The 18,291-nt window shown below is 68.8% G+C and carries 12 protein-coding genes; 4 read left to right on the forward strand and 8 right to left on the reverse strand.

The window, feature by feature from the left end; translation table 11 throughout:
• Positions 1–137 precede the first annotated feature (137 nt).
• From ACLGIH_RS07575 to ngcE, 7 genes are all read right to left on the reverse strand, one after another.
• The gene (locus ACLGIH_RS07575; protein ID WP_416524452.1) at positions 138–1,430 is read right to left on the reverse strand and encodes a sugar ABC transporter permease; all 1,293 of its coding nucleotides are present in this window, start codon (positions 1,428–1,430) and stop codon (positions 138–140) included.
• The gene (locus tag ACLGIH_RS07580; protein ID WP_416524453.1) at positions 1,427–2,218 is read right to left on the reverse strand and encodes an ATP-binding cassette domain-containing protein; all 792 of its coding nucleotides are present in this window, start codon (positions 2,216–2,218) and stop codon (positions 1,427–1,429) included. The genes ACLGIH_RS07575 and ACLGIH_RS07580 overlap by 4 nt, the downstream gene beginning before the upstream one ends.
• A 161-nt stretch (positions 2,219–2,379) precedes the next feature.
• Complete coding sequence (locus ACLGIH_RS07585) at positions 2,380–3,489, reverse strand: substrate-binding domain-containing protein (RefSeq protein ID WP_416529312.1); 1,110 nt, start codon at positions 3,487–3,489, stop codon at positions 2,380–2,382.
• A 134-nt stretch (positions 3,490–3,623) separates the two neighbouring features.
• Positions 3,624–4,835 carry an ROK family transcriptional regulator gene (locus ACLGIH_RS07590; protein ID WP_416524454.1) on the reverse strand — a complete coding sequence of 404 codons (1,212 nt, stop codon included), beginning with the start codon at positions 4,833–4,835 and terminating at the stop codon, positions 3,624–3,626.
• Between the two features lie 194 nt (positions 4,836–5,029).
• Entirely contained in the window at positions 5,030–5,953 is a 924-nt protein-coding gene (locus ACLGIH_RS07595; RefSeq protein WP_416524455.1) for a carbohydrate ABC transporter permease, read from the reverse strand.
• Positions 5,954–5,957: 4 nt separating this feature from the next.
• A complete protein-coding gene (locus ACLGIH_RS07600) occupies positions 5,958–6,884 on the reverse strand; it encodes a carbohydrate ABC transporter permease (protein WP_416524456.1) in 927 nt (308 codons plus the stop codon).
• Between the two features lie 86 nt (positions 6,885–6,970).
• Complete coding sequence (gene ngcE / locus ACLGIH_RS07605; RefSeq protein ID WP_416524457.1) at positions 6,971–8,449, reverse strand: N-acetylglucosamine/diacetylchitobiose ABC transporter substrate-binding protein; 1,479 nt, start codon at positions 8,447–8,449, stop codon at positions 6,971–6,973.
• Positions 8,450–8,858: 409 nt separating this feature from the next.
• On the opposite strand from ngcE, the gene ACLGIH_RS07610 reads away from it, so the two are divergent.
• Positions 8,859–12,662: a GH92 family glycosyl hydrolase gene (locus ACLGIH_RS07610; protein ID WP_416524458.1), complete on the forward strand. Its 3,804-nt coding sequence runs from the start codon at positions 8,859–8,861 to the stop codon at positions 12,660–12,662.
• A 140-nt stretch (positions 12,663–12,802) separates the two neighbouring features.
• A complete protein-coding gene (locus ACLGIH_RS07615; protein ID WP_416524459.1) occupies positions 12,803–13,333 on the forward strand; it encodes a hypothetical protein in 531 nt (176 codons plus the stop codon).
• A gap of 78 nt (positions 13,334–13,411) precedes the next feature.
• Here the strand turns inward: ACLGIH_RS07615 and acnA are convergent, their stop codons facing one another.
• Positions 13,412–16,129 carry an aconitate hydratase AcnA gene (gene acnA, locus ACLGIH_RS07620; protein ID WP_416524460.1) on the reverse strand — a complete coding sequence of 906 codons (2,718 nt, stop codon included), beginning with the start codon at positions 16,127–16,129 and terminating at the stop codon, positions 13,412–13,414.
• 288 nt (positions 16,130–16,417) lie between these two features.
• On the opposite strand from acnA, the gene ACLGIH_RS07625 reads away from it, so the two are divergent.
• Together ACLGIH_RS07625 and ACLGIH_RS07630 are read left to right on the forward strand one after the other, a co-directional pair.
• Complete coding sequence (locus ACLGIH_RS07625) at positions 16,418–16,615, forward strand: DUF4236 domain-containing protein (protein WP_416524461.1); 198 nt, start codon at positions 16,418–16,420, stop codon at positions 16,613–16,615.
• Between the two features lie 64 nt (positions 16,616–16,679).
• Entirely contained in the window at positions 16,680–18,209 is a 1,530-nt protein-coding gene (locus ACLGIH_RS07630; RefSeq protein ID WP_416524462.1) for a helix-turn-helix domain-containing protein, read from the forward strand.
• The last annotated feature ends 82 nt before the right edge of the window (positions 18,210–18,291 follow it).

An 18,291-nucleotide genomic window follows, 5' to 3' on the forward strand; every position in this document is an offset into this window, starting at 1 on the left:
GCCGCGGCCGAACGTGCCCGGGCGGTGCGTCGTACGTCACCCGATCTGCCGTACCCAACTACGGCCCGTTCTACGACACGGCTGTGCCCGGCACCGCCGTTGGTGCCGGGCACAGGTTTCCGGGGACGCTCGGCGCGCTAGGCGCGGCCGGCGGTCCGCTGGGTCTTGCGGGTGACCGAGTCGATGACGACGGTCGCCAGCAGGACGCCACCGGTGATCATGTACTGGACCGGCGCGCCGGTGCCCTGGAGGGCCAGGCCGTACTGGATCGAGGTGATCACCATGACACCGAGCAGGGCGTTCCAGATCCGGCCGCGGCCGCCGAAGAGGCTGGTGCCGCCGATGACGGCCGCCGCGATGACGTTCATCAGCAGGTCGCCGGCGCCGGCGCTCTGGTTGGCGGCCGCGATCTTGGAGGCCCAGAACAGGCCGCCGACCGCGGCGAACAGGCCCGCGAGGGCGAACACCGAGACCCGGACCGCGACCACGTTGATGCCCGCGCGGCGGGACGCCTCGACGCTGCCGCCGAGGGCGAACACCTTCCGGCCGTACGGGGTGCGGCGCACCAGGAAGTCCATGCCGACCAGGACGACGAGGAACAGCAGCAGGGCCAAGGGCAGGCCCTTGTACTGGTTGAACATCACGGCGGCGGCGTAGGCGACGACGGCCAGCAGCCCGGTCCGCAGGAGGATGTCGCTGAGCGGGCGGGACGGCACACCGGCGGCCTCGCGGCGACGGCTGTCGAGGAAGGCCGAGGCGAAGTATCCCGCGACGGCGATCGTGGCCAGGCCGTAGGCGGCGGCGACGTCGGTGAAGTAGTACGTGGTCAGCTTGCCGACCACGCCGTCGCTGTCGATGTTGATGGTGCCGTTCTGGCCCAGCATCTGGAGCATGAAGCCGTTCCAGAACAGCAGGCCGGCCAGGGTCACCGCGAAGGCCGGTGCCCCGATCCTCGCGAAGAAGAAGCCGTGGACGGCGCCCATCGCCGCACCGCCGACGATGGCGATCACCAGGGCGAGCCATTCGTTGACACCGTGGGTGACGGAGAGAACCGCGAACACGGCGCCGGAGACACCGCTGACCGAGCCGACCGACAGGTCGATCTCGCCGAGCAGCAGCACGAAGATGATGCCGACGGACATCATGCCGGTCGCGACCATGGCGACCGCGATGTTGTTGAGGTTCTCCGCCGACAGGAACGCCGAGTTCAGGCTCTGGAAGATCACGCAGATCACGAGCAGGCCGACGACGACCGGGAGCGAACCCAGGTCGCCGCCGCGGACCTTGCGCTTGAACTCGCTGATGTAGCCGGCGAAGCCCTGCTCCCGGACCAGCAGCCGCGGGTCCACGGCGGTGTCGGAACCGGCGGCGGCCTCGGGGTTCTCCACGACGTGCTCGTCGGCCGGGGCGGAGGTCTTGTCGATGCTCACTTCTGAGCCTCCCCGTTGGTGCGCGCCGCACGGCGGGTCACGGCGTTGTCCGTGGCACCGGTGATGGCGGAGATGATCTCTTCCTGGGAGGTCGACTTGACCTCGAAGACCCCGTTGTTGCGCCCCAGGCGCAGCACGGCGACCTTGTCCGCGACCGCCTTCACATCGGCCATGTTGTGGCTGATGAGCACCACGGCGTGGCCGCGCTCGCGCAGCCGCTCGACCAGGTCGAGGACCTGCGCCGTCTGCTCCACGCCGAGGGCCGCGGTCGGCTCGTCGAGGATGACCAGCTTCGGCTCGCCGAGCATGGAACGGGCGATGGCCACGGTCTGGCGCTGACCGCCGGAGAGCGAGGCGATCGGGATGCGGACGCTGGGAATGCGGATCGACAGCGTGTCGAGCAGCTCGCGCGAACGGCGCTCCATCTCGACCTCGTCGAGGACGCCGCGGCGGCGCAGTTCCCGGCCCAGGAACAGATTGCCGACGACGTCGATGTTGTCGCACAGCGCGAGGTCCTGGTAGACGGTCGCGATGCCCAGTTCCTGGGCGTCGTGCGGCTTGTTGATCGATACGGACCTGCCCTCCCATTCGATGACGCCCTCATCGATGGGGTGCACGCCGGCGATCGTCTTGACCAGCGTGGACTTTCCGGCGCCGTTGTCGCCCACCAGGGCGACCACTTCACCGGCGTGGACCTCAAGCTCTACGTCGGTGAGCGCCTGGACGGCACCGAATCGCTTGGAGACCCCGCGCAACGCCAGCACGGGCGTAGCGGACACGTGAACCATCTCCTTCGCCGCCTGACCCGGCGGAAGGTAGTGCAGAAGAGTTGGGGGGTGTTCCGTCCGGCGCCCCGCCTAGCTTGCGGGGCTGGTGTGCGCGGGGACGCCGGAGGAGCTGTGTGCGGTCGTTCCGCGGGCGCCGAGGCCTACGGAACAGCTTGGACCGCTTACTTGAGGCCGAGCTTGTCGCAGGCCGCCTTGTACTTGGCGGTGCAGATCTCCTGGACGGTGTAGACGCCGTCCTTGATGACGGTGTCCTTGATGTTGTCCTGGGTCAGCGAGACGACCGGGACGAGGACGGACGGGACGCCCTTGGTGGTGGGGCTGTCGACCTTGTCCTTGGCGACGGAGTCGAGCGACTCGCCGTGGGCCAGGGCGACGGCCATCTCCGCGGCGGCCTCGGCCTCGGGGGCGTACGGCTTGTAGACGCTCATGTACTGCTCACCCGCGACGATGCGCTGCACGCCGGCGAGTTCGGCGTCCTGGCCGGTGACGGGCGGCAGCTTGTCGAAGCCGCCGGCCTTGAGGGCGGTGATGATGCCGCCGGCCATGCCGTCATTGGCGGAGTAGACGCCGATGATCTTGTCCTTGCCGAGGGCGGAGATGGCGCCCTCCATGTTCTTGTTGGCGTTCTCCGGCTTCCACTCCTTGGTGTCGTACTCCTTGCCGATCTTCACCTTGCCGTCGAGGACGGAGTGGGCGCCCTTCTTGAACAGGGCGGCGTTCGGGTCGGTGATCGACCCGTTCATCATGACGATCTGCCCGTCCTTGGCCTTGTCGCCCAGGGCCTCGAGCAGCGCCTCGCCCTGGACCTTGCCCACCTGCTCGTTGTCGAACGAGGTGTAGGCGTCGATCGGGCCCTCGGCCAGCCGGTCGTAGGCGACCACCGGGATGCCGGCGTCCTTGGCCTTCTTCACCGAGTTGGCGATCGCCTTGGAGTCCACCGCGTCCACGATCAGCACGTCCACCTTGTTGCTGATCATGGTCTCGACCTGCTGGTTCTGGACGGTGGCGTCCTGCTTGGCGTTGGCGTAGACCACCTCGCCCTTGTTGTTCGTCAGCTCCTTGATCTTCTTCTCGATCAGCGGCCGGTCGAACTTCTCGTAGCGAGCGGTCTGGTTCTCCGGAAGCAGGAGACCGACCTTGATGTCGTCGCCCTTCTTGGCGGCGGCGTCGGAGGACGAGTCGCTGCCGCCGTCGGCCTCCTTGGCACTGCCACAGGCGGCGAGCGAGACGGCCATCGTGGTGGCGGCAAAGGCAACGGCGGCACGACGCATACGCGTGTTCACTTCTACAAACCTCCCTGACGAGGCCGCGTCGTTGCGGCCGAGGTGGCTGGAAGTCAACTCGGCCACACGTGCGACGTCAAGAAGTAAATCCTTAACGAGATGGCAACGGTGCCATCCGTTCTCTAAGTGAAGGCGGGGGCGGCGGCTGGCAGCGCCCCGGTCGCACTTCCGTCGAGCAGGGTCGAATCGCCCATCTCGCTCAGCGCCAGGGCGAGCGCTCCGAGCACCTCCGCACGGCCCCCAAGTGCACCGGGAAGTACGGAGAGTTGGCGTGCCGCGCTGGGGATCGCATAGCGGCCGACGGACTCCCGGATGGGCCCGAGGACCAGCTCTCCGGCCTCGGCGAGATCACCGCCGAGGACGACGCGGCTGGGGTTGAGGAGGTTGCAGAGATTGGCGACTCCACTGCCGATGTGACGGCCGACGTCGGCGATCACCCGACGGCAGCCCGGGTCGCCGTCCCGCGCCAGCCGTACGACGCCCTCCATGGTCAGGTCGCTGCCGTGACCGGGCTGGAGCAGCGGGAGGACATAGCGCGCCGCGGCGAAGGTCTCCAGGCAGCCGCGATTGCCGCAGCGGCAGACGGGACCGGCTTCATCCAGAGTGATATGTCCGATTTCGCCTGCGGTGCCGCCCGGCCCCCGGTAGATCCGGCCGTTGATCACCAGTCCGGCGCCCACACCACTGGCGACCTTGATGTACGCCAGGTCGCGCACCCCCCGGCCGCTGCCCCAGACCAGCTCGCCGAGGGCGCCGAGGTTGGCGTCGTTGTCCACGTGCACCGGCACGCCGAGCCGCTCCCGCAGCTCCTCGGCGGGCCTGGTGCCGCCCCAGCCGGGCAGGATGGCCGTCGAGCCCAGCGTCCCGGACTCCACGTCGATCGGGCCGGGCACGCCGAGCCCCACCCCGGCGACCTTGGAGCGGTCCACGCCGGTCGCCTCGATCAGCCGGTTGACCAGCTGCTCCGCCCGGTCGAAGCCCTGCGTGGAGGACGCGTCCACATCCAGCGGCTCGGACTCCTCGGCGAGCACCTGGTGGGCGAGGTTGCCGACCGCGACCCGCAGGTGGGTGTGTCCGAAGTCGACACCGATCACGATCCCGGCGTCGCCGCTCAGCGAGACGCTGCGGGCCCGCCGGCCGCCCGCCGAGGTGGGCGTGACCTCGACGGTTCCGCTTTCCTTCAGCTCCCGGACGATGTTGGAGACCGTCGCCGCGGACAATCCCGTGGTCCTCGCGATCTCCGCCTGCGTGAGGGACCCGGCCAGCCGTACCGCCCGTACGACCCGCTCAAGGTTGGCTCGGTGCAGCGACGACTGCGACCCCGGAGTCTCCACGACGACCTCCTGCGTACGGGGCCGCTTCGATGAGACCCCGCCTATGTCCAACTAGTGAACTCTAAGCTGAGCCGTTCGGGTCGCCTCCCGTCAAGAGGTTGAACCGCATCCGGGTGCCCGGCACACGCATGCGTATGCCGCCCCCGGCGGACCGGGAGCGGCATACGGGAAGCGCGGGACAGACCGTGGGAGCGCTACTTCAGGGCGCCCGCCGTGAGCCCGCCGACCACCTGCCGCTGGAAGACGATGTACGCCCCCAGCACCGGCAGCATGGCCATCACCAGCCCGGCGAAGAGCCCCGACCAGTCGCCCTTGTACCCCTGGCTGACCGCCAGCTGCACCAGGCCCTGGGTGAGGACGCGCTTGTCCGGGTCGGTGTTCAGCACCGTCGGCAGCATGTACTGGTTCCACTGCCCCAGGAAGTTGAAGATCCCGACGCTGATCAGGCCCGGCTTGGCCATCGGCAGCATGATCTGGAAGAAGGTCCGGGTGTGCGAGGCCCCGTCGACGAAGGCCGCCTCCGCCACCGACGAGGGCAGCGTCCGGAAGAACGCGGTGAGGAAGAACACCGTGAAGGGCAGCGAGTAGGCGATGTAGACCAGGATCAGCCCGGGGATGGTGTTCAGCAGCCCCATGTTGTTCACCACGTAGAACAGCGGGACCAGGGCGAGCATGATCGGGAAGCTCATGCCGCCGACGAACAGGTAGTAGATGAACCGGTTGCCCGGGAAGTCGAACCGGGCCAGCACATAGGCGGCCATGGAGCCCAGCACCAGGGTGCCGACGAGGGAGCCGCCCACCACCAGGACGGTGTTGAGGAAGTAGTCGCTCATGTGGGCCTGGGTCCAGGCCCGCGACCAGTTGTCGAAGTGCAGCTCGTCCGGCAGCGACCAGGGTGAGCGGAAGATCGAGGCGTCGTCCTTGAACGACGTCATCACCGCCCACACCAGCGGCATGGCGACCAGGAACGCCCAGATGACCAGGATCCCGTGCGAGAAGACGTTGAGGACGGTGCCTTCCTTCTTCGTCTTCGGGGACCCGCCGGCCGGGGCGTCGGTCTTGGTGACGGCGGCACCGGACGGGGCCGGCACGTCAGCGGAGGTCTCGGTCGTCTTCATCGGATCAGTACTCCAGCCGCTCGCGCCGGCCCAGCCGCATCACGACGGCCGCGAAGGCCAGCGTGACCACGAGCAGGGCGACGCCGATCGTGGTGGCGTAGGCGGCCTGACCGTCACGGAACGCCTTCTGGTACACGTACAGGACCATGACGGTGGTCGAGTAGTCGGGTCCGCCGGGCCCGGTCGTCATGATCTGCACGACCGCGAACGACTCCGCGCCGAGTGCGAGGATGCCCATGTAGACCCAGCCGGACTGCACGGTGTCCCACAGCAGCGGCAGGGTGACCCGGAAGAAGGTGGTGAAGCGGCTCGCCCCGTCCAGCAGGGCGGCCTCGTACAGCTCCGCCGGGATGGAGGCCATGCCGGCGGAGAAGAGGACCACGAAGAAACCGACCGTGGACCACACCAGCACCGCCATCACGCACCACAGCGCCAGATCCGGGTCGCCGAGCCACAGCGGCTGGAGGCCGTCGAGCCCGATCCCGCGGAGCAGGGAGTTGATCGCGCCGCTGTCCGGGTTGTACGCGAACTGGAACAGCAGGGCGACGATCGCGATGGAGAGCACCTGCGGGAAGAAGTACACGATCTTGTAGAAGCCGGAGCCGCGGACCCCGGAGATCACCGGTCCGCCCCGGCGGTGCCGGCCGCCCACGTTGATCATGAAGGCCAGGAACAGTGCCAGGCCGAGCGTGACGAAGGGCACCAGCAGCGCGAACAGCACGCTGTGCTGCAAGGACTTCCAGAAGATGTCGTCCTCGAGCATCCGCTCGTAGTTGTCGAAGCCGACCATCGAGAACTCGGGACTCAGACCGGTCCAGTCGGTGAACGAGTAGTAGATCGACTGGAGGAACGGCCAGATCACGAAGAGCGCGTACAGCCCCAGGGGAACGGCCAGGAACCCCACGATGAACCGGTACTTGCCGTGCTGCATTGCCTACGACCCCGATCTGTGCGCGGGTGGCGCCGCCAGGGCCCGCCCGGCGCGGCGGCGCCGGGCAGGCCCTGGGGGACGCGTCCTCACTGGTGCTTGTAGTGCTTGATCGACGAGTCCTTGGCCGTCTCGTCGGCGAAGCCCTGGATCTTCTTGATGGCCTCCGCCGGGGTGAGCCGCCCGGCCATCATCTCGCCGAGGCCGCCCACGCCGATCTTCTCCTTCTGGAGCTGCACGTACCAGTCCTGGATCCGCGGGTTCACCACGTTGTCGCCGGCCAGTTCCAGCGCCGCCACACCGGCCTTCAGGCCCGGGGTCAGCTCGATGCCGTCGGTGCCGCCGTCGTAGGCGGTCAGCGACTTCACCTTGCTGGTGAAGTTCTTCGAGGAGGCCTCGCTGAGCATGATGCGCAGCTGCTCCATGCCGCCCAGACCGTTCTGCGCCTTGGCCGGGACGATGAACGGCTCGCCGCCGGAGGCCCAGATGGCGCCGAACGGCAGCTTGTCGGAGTCGTCCAGGCCGGAGGGCGCGGAGACGGTCAGCTCGAAGTCGGCGGGGATGACCTTGGCCGACTCGTTCTCCACCCAGGAGCCGTTGGGGATGAACAGGGCGTCGCCCTTGGCCCAGGCGGTCTGCGACTGGATATGGTCCAGACCCGGGGTGCCCTTGAGGATGTAGCCCTTGCGGTACAGCTCGTAGTAGGCCTCGAAGCAGGCCTTGACCGCCGGGTGCTTCCAGGCGTTCGGCTCCAGGTTGTCGATGGCGTCCAGCACCTCCACGCCGCCGACCTTGCCGATCATCGGGTAGAGCGAGAAGGGGAGGTAGTACGGGTACTTGCCGGGGTAGGTCCAGCCGGCCATGCCCTTCTTCCTGGCCTTCTCGCAGACCGCGAGCATCTCGTCCCAGGTCTTGGGGTATTCGGCGTCGAGCGCGTCGAGGGCCTTCTGCGAGTACCAGACGCCGTACACCGTGTAGGCGTAGTACAGGATCCAGACCTTCTCGCCGTCGAACTGACCCATCTCCACGATGCCGGGGCGCAGCGTGTCGCGGACCTTCTTGTCCGGATCGTCGTAGGACGGGGCGTCCAGCAGCGGGGTGAGGTCGGTGAGCTGCTTCTTTCCGACGAGGACGCCCATGTCCATCTGCTCGGCGCCGGAGTTGTCGATGAGGTCCGGTGGGTTGCCCCCGTTGAAGCGCGGCTGGAGCGTCGACTGGATCTTCTGGGTGGCGGAGAACTTCACCGTCGCCTTGGGAAAGCTCTTCTCGTAGACCTTGACGGCGTCCTCGCCGTACTCCTTGCCGAAACCGCCGTCGAAGAGGACGAATTCCATCGTGGCGCTCTCGTTGACGCCGAGCGGGTTCTTGGCGGTCTTCTCGCCCGCCTTGGCCTTTTCGGTGTCGCCGCCTCCGCCGCTGGCGCAGGCGGACAGGAAGCTCATGGTGGGGACGGAGATCAGGCCAAGGGCCACGGACCTCTTGATCAGGCTGCGGCGGCCGACGCCCGCGGTGCCGTCGTGCTCGATGTTCTCGGCGGTCGCGGCGTTCTCGGCGGAAGTGGATCCCATGCTCAAGTCCTCGCCTTCTCCAGGACTCAGGCGGTGAACCGGATCCTCCCGGCACCGCGATCGGGTCAAGCTGCGTCGTGCAGGAAGTGCGGGTGGTGCTGTTCGGGTGCTTTGGCGGTTCCCCTTCGCGGTTCCCCCCGGTTCCCCCGGTGGCCGACAGGTATAGTCCACTTCCCGCCAGCGGAGCAAGATCGAATGCAAGGTTGGCCGTACGTCTTTTCCGAGTTGAGACCTGGCGGAAATATGCGTGGCCTGCGTGCCGCTTGCCGGAAAAATCCTTGACAAGGGCCCCGAATGCCACAGCCAACACCCTTGACACTGCTGGCCACTTGGCCCACTACTGGACCTTGCGCACAGGAGTTGACAACGTTGTCCAGCGCGGTCCCGCGCGCAGGGAGGGTCCTGGCAGATGCAGCGCAGAACTCGGCACAGATGGGGTCCGGCGGTCGTGGTGACGACCGCTTTCGCCTTGGCGGCGGCCTCGCAGGGCGCGGTGGTCGCCCTGCCGCAGGCTCCGGCCGCCCCCGACCGGGAGTTCGCGTCCTCGTTCGAGACGGACGATCCGGCCCCGGACTGGCTCAACACCGTCGACACCGGCCCGGACGGCCGGAAACGGGCCTCGGGCGTCGACGGCGGGTACACCACGGGCATCCCCGGCAATGTCACCGACCATGTCACCGACGTCCGGGCGAGCGGCGAGAACACCGGCGCCGGGGAGGTGAAGGAGAACCTCGTCGACGGCGAGCCGGGTACCAAGTGGCTGACCTTCGAGGCCACCGGCTGGGTCGAGTTCGGCCTGGACGAGCCGGTCCGGATCGCGAAGTACGCGCTCACCTCCGCGAACGACCACGACGAGCGCGACCCGGCGGACTGGACGCTGCAGGGATCGGCCGACGGCGAGGAGTGGACGGACCTCGACAGCCGGTCCGGCCAGTCCTTCACCGAGCGTTTCCAGACGAAGACGTACGACCTGGCCGAGCCCGCCGAGTACCGGTATTTCCGGCTGGAGATCACCAAGAACCGCGGCGGGGAGATCCTTCAGCTCGCCGACGTGCAGCTGTCCACCGGCGACAGCGGCGGGCCGGTCCCGCAGGACATGCTCTCCCTCGTCGACAGCGGCCCCAGCGGCTCGCCGACCGCCAAGGCCCGGGCGGGCTTCACCGGCAAGCGGGCGCTGCGCTACGCCGGCCGGCACACGGCCGACGGGCGGGCCTGGTCGTACAACAAGGTCTTCGACGTCGACGTGAAGGTCGACCGGCACACCGAGCTGTCGTACCGCGTCTTCCCGTCGATGGCCGACGGCGACCTCGACTACGACGCCACGAACGTCTCCGTCGACCTCGCCTTCACCGACGGCACCTACCTCAGCGACCTGGGCGCGAAGGACAGCCACGGGTTCGCGCTGACGCCCCGCGGGCAGGGCGCGGCCAAGGTGCTGTACGTCAACCAGTGGAACGACGTGAAGTCCCGGATCGGGTCGGTGGCGGCCGGCAGGACCGTCGACCGGATCCTGGTGGCGTACGACTCCCCCAAGGGCCCGGCGAAGTTCCGCGGCTGGCTGGACGACGTGGCACTGAAGACAGTCCGCCCTAAGCGGCCGAAGGCGCACGTCTCCGACTACGCGCTGACCACCCGCGGCACCAACTCCAGCGGCAGCTTCTCGCGCGGCAACAACTTCCCCGCGACGGCCGTGCCGCACGGCTTCAACTTCTGGACGCCGGTGACCAACGCGGGCTCGCTGAGCTGGCTGTACGAGTACGCGCGCGGCAACAACGCGGACAACCTGCCCACCATCCAGGCCTTCAGCGCCAGCCATGAGCCCAGTCCGTGGATGGGCGACCGGCAGACCTTCCAGGTGATGCCGTCGGCCGCGTCCGGCACCCCGGACACCGGCCGGGAGGCGCGGGAGCTGGCGTTCCGGCACGAGAACGAGACCGCGCGGCCGTACTACTACGGGGTGCGGTTCGAGAACGGCCTGAAGGCCGAGATGGCGCCGACCGACCACGCCGCCATGTTCCGCTTCACCTATCCCGGCGACGACGCGAGCGTGCTGTTCGACAACGTCACCGGCCAGGCGGGCCTGACCCTGGACGAGGAGAGCGGGACCTTCACCGGCTACTCGGACGTGAAGTCCGGCCTGTCGACGGGCGCGACCCGGCTCTTCGTCCACGGCGAGTTCGACGGCGCGAAGGTGACCGGCGGCTCCGCCGAGGGCGTCAAGGGCCATCTGCGCTTCGACGCGGGCCGGGACCGCACGGTCACGCTGCGGCTGGCGACCTCGCTGATCAGCGTCGACCAGGCGAAGGACAACCTGCGCCAGGAGATCCCGAAGCGCACCTCGTTCGACAAGGTCGAGCGGGACGCCCAGCGGCAGTGGGACCGCGTCCTCGGCAAGGTCGAGGTGGAGGGCGCGACCCCGGACCAGCTGACCACGCTGTACTCCAGCCTCTACCGGCTGTACCTGTACCCGAACTCGGGTTACGAGAAGGTCGACGGGACGTTCAAGTACGCCTCCCCGTTCTCGCGGATGGAGAAGCAGGACACCCCGACGCACACCGGCGCGAAGGTCGTCGACGGCAAGGTGTACGTCAACAACGGCTTCTGGGACACCTACCGGACGACCTGGCCCGCGTACTCGTTCCTCACCCCGTCCAAGGCCGGTGAGCTGGTCGACGGCTTCGTGCAGCACTACAAGGACGGCGGCTGGACCTCGCGCTGGTCCTCCCCCGGCTACGCGGACCTGATGACCGGCACCTCCTCGGACGTGGCGTTCGCGGACGCGTACGTCAAGGGCGTCGACTTCGACGCGGAGGCGGCGTACGAGGCGGCCCTGAAGAACGCCACCGTCGTGCCCCCCTCCTCGGGCGTGGGGCGCAAGGGCATGGCGACCTCGCCGTTCCTCGGCTACACCGGCACGGAGACGCACGAGGGCCTGTCGTGGGCGCTGGAGGGCTTCCTCAACGACTACGGCATCGCGAAGATGGGCGAGGCGCTGTACGAGAAGACCGGCGAGAAGCGCTACCGGGAGGAGTCGGCGTACTTCCTCGACCGCGCCCGGGACTACGTCAACCTCTTCGACCCGAAGGCCGGCTTCTTCCAGGGCAAGGACGCGGCCGGCAAGTGGCGCGTGGAGTCGGAGAAGTACGACCCGCGGGTGTGGGGCCACGACTACACCGAGACCAACGGCTGGGGCTACGCCTTCACCGCCCCGCAGGACAGCCGGGGCCTGGCCAACCTCTACGGCGGCCGGGGCGGCCTCGCGGACAAGCTCGACGAGTACCTGGCCACGCCCGAGACCGCCTCGCCCGAGTTCGTCGGCTCCTACGGCGGTGTCATCCACGAGATGACCGAGGCGCGGGACGTGCGGATGGGCATGTACGGGCACTCCAACCAGGTCGCCCACCACGCGCTGTACATGTACGACGCGGCGGGGCAGCCGTGGAAGACCCAGAAGAACGTCCGCGAGGTGCTCTCCCGCCTCTACGTGGGCAGTGACATCGGCCAGGGCTACCACGGGGACGAGGACAACGGCGAGCAGTCGGCCTGGTTCCTGTTCTCCGCGCTCGGCTTCTACCCGCTGGTGATGGGCAGCGGCGAGTACGCCATCGGCTCCCCGCTGTTCACCAAGGCGACCGTCCACCTGGAGAACGGGCGCAAGCTGGTGGTGAAGGCGCCGGAGAACAGCGCGGAGAACGTGTACGTGCAGGGACTGAAGGTCAACGGCAAGCGCTGGAACTCCACGGCGCTGCCCCACTCCCTGATCGCGCGCGGCGGCGTCCTGGAGTTCGCCATGGGCCCGCGGCCGTCCTCGTGGGGCACCGGCGAGAACGCCCAGCCCGTGTCCATCACACAGGACGACGAGGTGCCGACGCCGCGCGAGGACGCCGTCGAGGGGGACGGCGCCCTGTTCGACGACACGTCGGCGACGGACGCGGCGGTGACCTCCGTCGGCCTTCCGGTCGCGAGGGGTGTGAAGGCGGTCCAGTACACGCTGACGTCCTCGGCGGACCGGGCGAAGGCCCCGACGGGCTGGAAGCTCCAGGGCTCGGCGGACGGCGGCACATGGCGGACGCTGGACGAACGCTCCGGCGAGTCCTTCGCCTGGGACCGGCAGACCCGGGCGTTCTCGGTGAAGTCGCCGGGGACGTACGAGCGGTACCGCCTGGTCCTGGACGGCGAGCACACCCTGGCGGAGGTGGAGCTGCTGGCGTGAGGCGCTGAGCGCGACGGCGGGTCCGGGCCTGGCCTGAACCCGCCGTCGCCGTGTGGTGCCCCGTTTCCCGCGCATGCCGTGCGCCGCACAATGAGCGGACGCCCGGTGCGCACCGGGCAGCGGCACAGGAGGGGGAACACGTGCGGACCATCACCGGCAGAGGGCTGACGGGCGCGCTCACGGGGGCGCTGCTGACGGCGGGCGCGCTCTTCGCGACGGCCGCCCCGGCCCAGGCCTACGACCCGGACCCGAGCGTGGCCACGTACTACCGCGACACCGACACCTGCCCGTGCAGCGGCGGGAGCCTCACCGACCCGTTCGACGGCACCTACTTCGCCCATGACGCGGGCGGCACCGCCGTCAAGATGGAGCTGACCCACGGGGGCTGGTTCGTCGGCAAGGTGGAGTTCCACCCGTACGACGAGAAGCTCTGGGTGTACGACACCCGCAACGACGGCGACACGGTCTACGTGGCCGTCGGCTACTCCTCGGGCGGCTCCTACCACGACCTCGGCACCTTCTCCGCGCCGGGCACTTCGGAGACGGTGGACCTCACGGTCAGGGACTTCGACATCCCCGAGGGGGCGTACGTCGACATCACGGTGTACGACGGGGCCGGCCGGTCCGACTACATCGCCGGGGCCCGGGGGACGGGGGCGGCGGTCGCCTGACGGACGGACGTGCAGCGCGGAGGGCCGCGCCCCCGGTGGCACCGGGAGCGCGGCCCTCCTGCCTCGGTCCGCCGGGTGTTACTTGCGGATCAGGCTGCGCAGCACGTACTGCATGATGCCGCCGTTGCGGTAGTAGTCCGCCTCGCCGGGGGTGTCGATGCGGACGACCGCGTCGAACTCGACGCCGGTGTCGGTGGTGACCTTCACCGTGCGCGGGGTGGTGCCGTTGTTCAGCTCGGTGACGCCGGAGATGGAGAAGGTCTCCTCACCGGTCAGACCGAGGGACTCGGCGGTGGCGCCCTCCGGGAACTGCAGCGGCAGCACGCCCATGCCGATCAGGTTGGAGCGGTGGATGCGCTCGTAGGACTCGGCGATGACGGCCTTGACGCCGAGCAGCGCGGTGCCCTTGGCCGCCCAGTCGCGGGACGAGCCGGAACCGTACTCCTTGCCGGCCAGGACGACCAGCGGGACGCCGGCGGCCTGGTAGTTCTGCGAGGCGTCGTAGATGAAGGAGACCGGCCCGCCGTCCTGCGTGAAGTCACGCGTGTAGCCGCCCTCGGTGCCCGGCGCGATCTGGTTGCGCAGGCGGATGTTGGCGAACGTACCGCGGATCATGACCTCGTGGTTGCCGCGGCGGGAGCCGTAGCTGTTGAAGTCGCGGCGCTCGACGCCGTGCTCCGTGAGGTACTTGCCGGCCGGGGTGTCGGCCTTGATGGCGCCGGCCGGGGAGATGTGGTCGGTGGTGACCGAGTCTCCCAGCTTGGCCAGCACACGGGCGCCGGTGATGTCCTCCACCGGGGACGGCTCCGGCCGCATGCCCTCGAAGTACGGGGGCTTGCGGACGTAGGTGGACTCGGCGTCCCACTCGAAGGTGTCGCCGGTCGGGATGGGCAGCGCCTGCCACTGGGCGTCGCCGGCGAAGACGTCGCTGTAGGACTTGGCGAACATGTCCTCGCCGATGGCGCTGGCGACGACCTCGTTGACCTCGGCCTCGGTCGGCCAGATGTCCTTCAGGTAGACCGGGTTGCCGTCCTGGTCGGTGCCGAGGGCCTCCTTGGTGATGTCCACCTTCATGGAGCCGGCGAGGGCGTAGGCGACGACCAGTGGCGGGGACGCCAGGTAGTTCATCTTGACGTCGGGGTTGATCCGGCCCTCGAAGTTCCGGTTGCCGGACAGGACCGAGGTGACGGCGAGGTCGTGGTCGTTGACGGCCTTGGAGACCTCCTCCGGCAGCGGGCCGGAGTTGCCGATGCAGGTGGTGCAGCCGTAGCCGACGAGGTTGAAGCCGACCTTGTCGAGGTAGGGGGTCAGGCCCGCCTTCTCGAAGTAGTCGGTGACGACCTTGGAGCCCGGGGCGAGGGTGGTCTTGACCCACGGCTTGCGGGTCAGGCCCTTCTCGACCGCCTTCTTGGCCACCAGGGCGGCGGCGACCATGACGTACGGGTTGGAGGTGTTGGTGCAGGAGGTGATGGCCGCGACCGTCACCGCACCGTGGTCGATCTCGTAGGTGGTGCCGTCGGGGGCGGTGACCGGGACCGGGTTGCTCGGGGCGCCGTTGGGGGCGACGGCCGGGGCGTCGGAGGCCGGGAAGGACTCCTGGCCCGCCTCGTCCACGGAGTCCACGTAGTTGCGGACGTCCTGCTTGAACTGCTCGGCGGCGTTCGCCAGGACGATGCGGTCCTGCGGGCGCTTCGGGCCGGCGATGGACGGCACGACGGTGGAGAGGTCCAGCTCCAGCTTCTCGGAGAAGTCCGGCTCGGCGGCCGGGTCCAGCCAGAGGCCCTGCTCCTTGGCGTAGGTCTCGACCAGCTTGACCTGCTGCTCGGAGCGGCCGGTGAGGCGCATGTAGTTCAGCGTCTCGTCGTCGATCGGGAAGATCGCGGCGGTGGAGCCGAACTCCGGCGACATGTTGCCGATGGTGGCGCGGTTGGCCAGGGAGGTGGCGGCCACGCCCTCGCCGTAGAACTCGACGAACTTGCCGACGACGCCGTGCTTGCGCAGCATCTCGGTGATGGTGAGCACCAGGTCGGTGGCGGTCGTGCCCGGCTGCAGCTCGCCGGTGAGCTTGAAGCCGACGACGCGCGGGATCAGCATGGAGACCGGCTGGCCGAGCATCGCGGCCTCGGCCTCGATGCCGCCGACGCCCCAGCCGAGGACGCCGAGGCCGTTGACCATGGTGGTGTGCGAGTCGGTGCCGACGAGGGTGTCCGGGTAGGCCTTGCCGTCGCGGACCATCACGACGCGGGCCAGGTGCTCGATGTTCACCTGGTGGACGATGCCGGTGCCGGGCGGGACGACCTTGAACTCGTCGAAGGCGGTCTGGCCCCAGCGCAGGAACTGGTAGCGCTCCTTGTTGCGGCCGTACTCCAGGTCGACGTTCTGCTTGAAGGCGTCGTTGGTGCCGAACTTGTCGGCGATGACGGAGTGGTCGATGACCAGCTCGGCCGGGGCCAGCGGGTTGATCTTCGCCGGGTCGCCGCCCAGCTCCTTGACGGCCTCGCGCATGGTGGCGAGGTCCACGACACAGGGCACGCCGGTGAAGTCCTGCATGATCACGCGGGCCGGCGTGAACTGGATCTCCTGCGACGGCTGGGCCTGCGAGTCCCAGGTGCCGAGGGCACGGATGTGGTCGGCGGTGATGTTCGCGCCGTCCTCGGTGCGGAGCAGGTTCTCCAGCAGCACCTTCAGGCTGTAGGGAAGGCGCGCGCTGCCCTCGACCTTGTCCAGCCGGAAGATCTCGTACGACTCGTCGCCCACCTGCAACGTGCTGCGGGCGTCGAAGCTGTTCGCCGACACGACAGTCTCCTTCATTTATGTGCGCGTACCACCGCATCCTGCCGCCACGCCACCCCGGCCGATCCGCTGAGGTAAGGCTAAGTTAGGCTGCCCTTACCAGGGTGGCGACTGCGGTACGCCCCGGCAGATATCTCGATGTCGAGATAACTCTAGTACATGGGGGCCGGATGGTCATGCCCGGCCCCGGTGTGGCGTGCGCCCCACCGCATGACCGTCATGCCCATGGCTCCTCCCCCTCGGGGTATCCGGATTACGCCGGGCGCACCCGGCGAACCGAAGGGAGGCACGATGCCGCTCACGTTCCGCAAGAGCTTCCGGATCCTTCCCGGAGTACGGCTGAACATCAACAAACGTTCGTGGTCCATCACGACCGGCGGCAGGAACGGGCCGCGCCACACCCGGAGCAGCACTGGACGTCGTACGACATCGATGGATTTGCCCGGACCTTTCGGCTGGCGCCGCACTCGTTCGGCCAGGCGCCATTGACGACCCGTCACCCGAACAGACCCCCCGAAAGGCGCCATCTCATATCTGAGATAGCCTCAACCTCATGGCAGACGACTACCTCGTACGCATCGGCAAGCTCATCCGTGACGCCCGGCAGCACCGCGGCTGGACGCAGTCGCAGCTCGCGGAGGCGCTCGGCACCAGCCAGAGCGCCGTCAACCGCATCGAGCGCGGCAACCAGAACATCAGCCTTGAGATGATCGCCCGGATCGGTGAGGCGCTGGACAGCGAAATCGTCTCCCTGGGCTACGCGGGTCCGATGCACCTGCGAGTGGTCGGCGGCCGCCGGCTGTCCGGCGCCATCGACGTCAAGACGAGCAAGAACGCCTGCGTGGCCCTGCTGTGCGCCTCGCTGCTCAACAAGGGCCGCACGGTGCTGCGCCGGGTGGCGCGCATCGAGGAGGTCTACCGCCTCCTGGAGGTGCTCAACTCCATCGGCGTGCGCACCCGCTGGATCAACGACGGCGTGGACCTGGAGATCGTGCCGCCGGCCGAGTTCGACATGGCGGCCATCGACGCGGAGGCGGCGGTGCGCACCCGCTCGATCATCATGTTCCTCGGCCCGCTGCTGCACCACATGGAGCGCTTCAAGCTGCCGTACGCCGGCGGCTGCGACCTCGGCACCCGGACCATCGAGCCGCACATGATCGCGCTGCGCCGGTTCGGCCTGGACGTGGCCGCGACGGAGGGCCAGTACCACGCGGTGGTCGACCGCGCGGTCCGCCCCGACCGCCCGATCGTGCTGACCGAGCGGGGCGACACGGTCACCGAGAACGCGCTGCTGGCCGCCGCCCGGCACGACGGCGTCACGGTCATCCGCAACGCCTCCTCCAACTACATGGTCCAGGACCTGTGCTTCTTCCTGGAGGCGCTCGGCGTCCGGGTGGAGGGCATCGGCACCACGACCCTCACCGTGCACGGCGTCCCGGTCATCGACGCCGACGTGGACTACTCCCCCTCCGAGGACCCGGTCGAGGCGATGAGCCTGCTGGCCGCCGCCGTGGTGACGGAGTCGGAGCTGACGGTGCGCCGGGTGCCCATCGAGTTCCTGGAGATCGAGCTGGCGGTCCTGGAGGAGATGGGCCTGGACCACGACCGCTCACCCGAGTACCACGCCGACAACGGCCGCACCCGGCTGGTGGACCTCACCGTCCGGCCCTCCAAGCTGGAGGCGCCGATCGACAAGATCCACCCGATGCCGTTCCCGGGCCTGAACATCGACAACGTGCCGTTCTTCGCGGCCATCGCGGCGGTGGCGCAGGGCCAGACCCTGATCCACGACTGGGTCTACGACAACCGCGCGATCTACCTCACGGACCTGAACCGCCTCGGCGGCCGCCTCCAGCTCCTGGACCCCCACCGGGTCCTGGTCGAGGGCCCGACCCGCTGGCGCGCCGCCGAGATGATGTGCCCGCCGGCCCTGCGCCCCGCGGTCGTCGTCCTGCTGGCGATGATGGCGGCGGAGGGCACGTCGGTGCTGCGCAACGTGTACGTCATCAACCGCGGTTACGAGGACCTGGCGGAACGGCTGAACTCGATCGGGGCGCAGATCGAGATCTTCCGGGACATCTGAGCGCCGGCTGGCTTCCGGTTTCCCTCACCAGGTACGAGCCCGTCGGCCACGACCATGGCCTTCGTTCACCCGCACGGGTCGC

The sequence above is a fragment of the Streptomyces hamibioticus genome (assembly GCF_047946815.1).
Classification (GTDB): domain Bacteria; phylum Actinomycetota; class Actinomycetes; order Streptomycetales; family Streptomycetaceae; genus Streptomyces.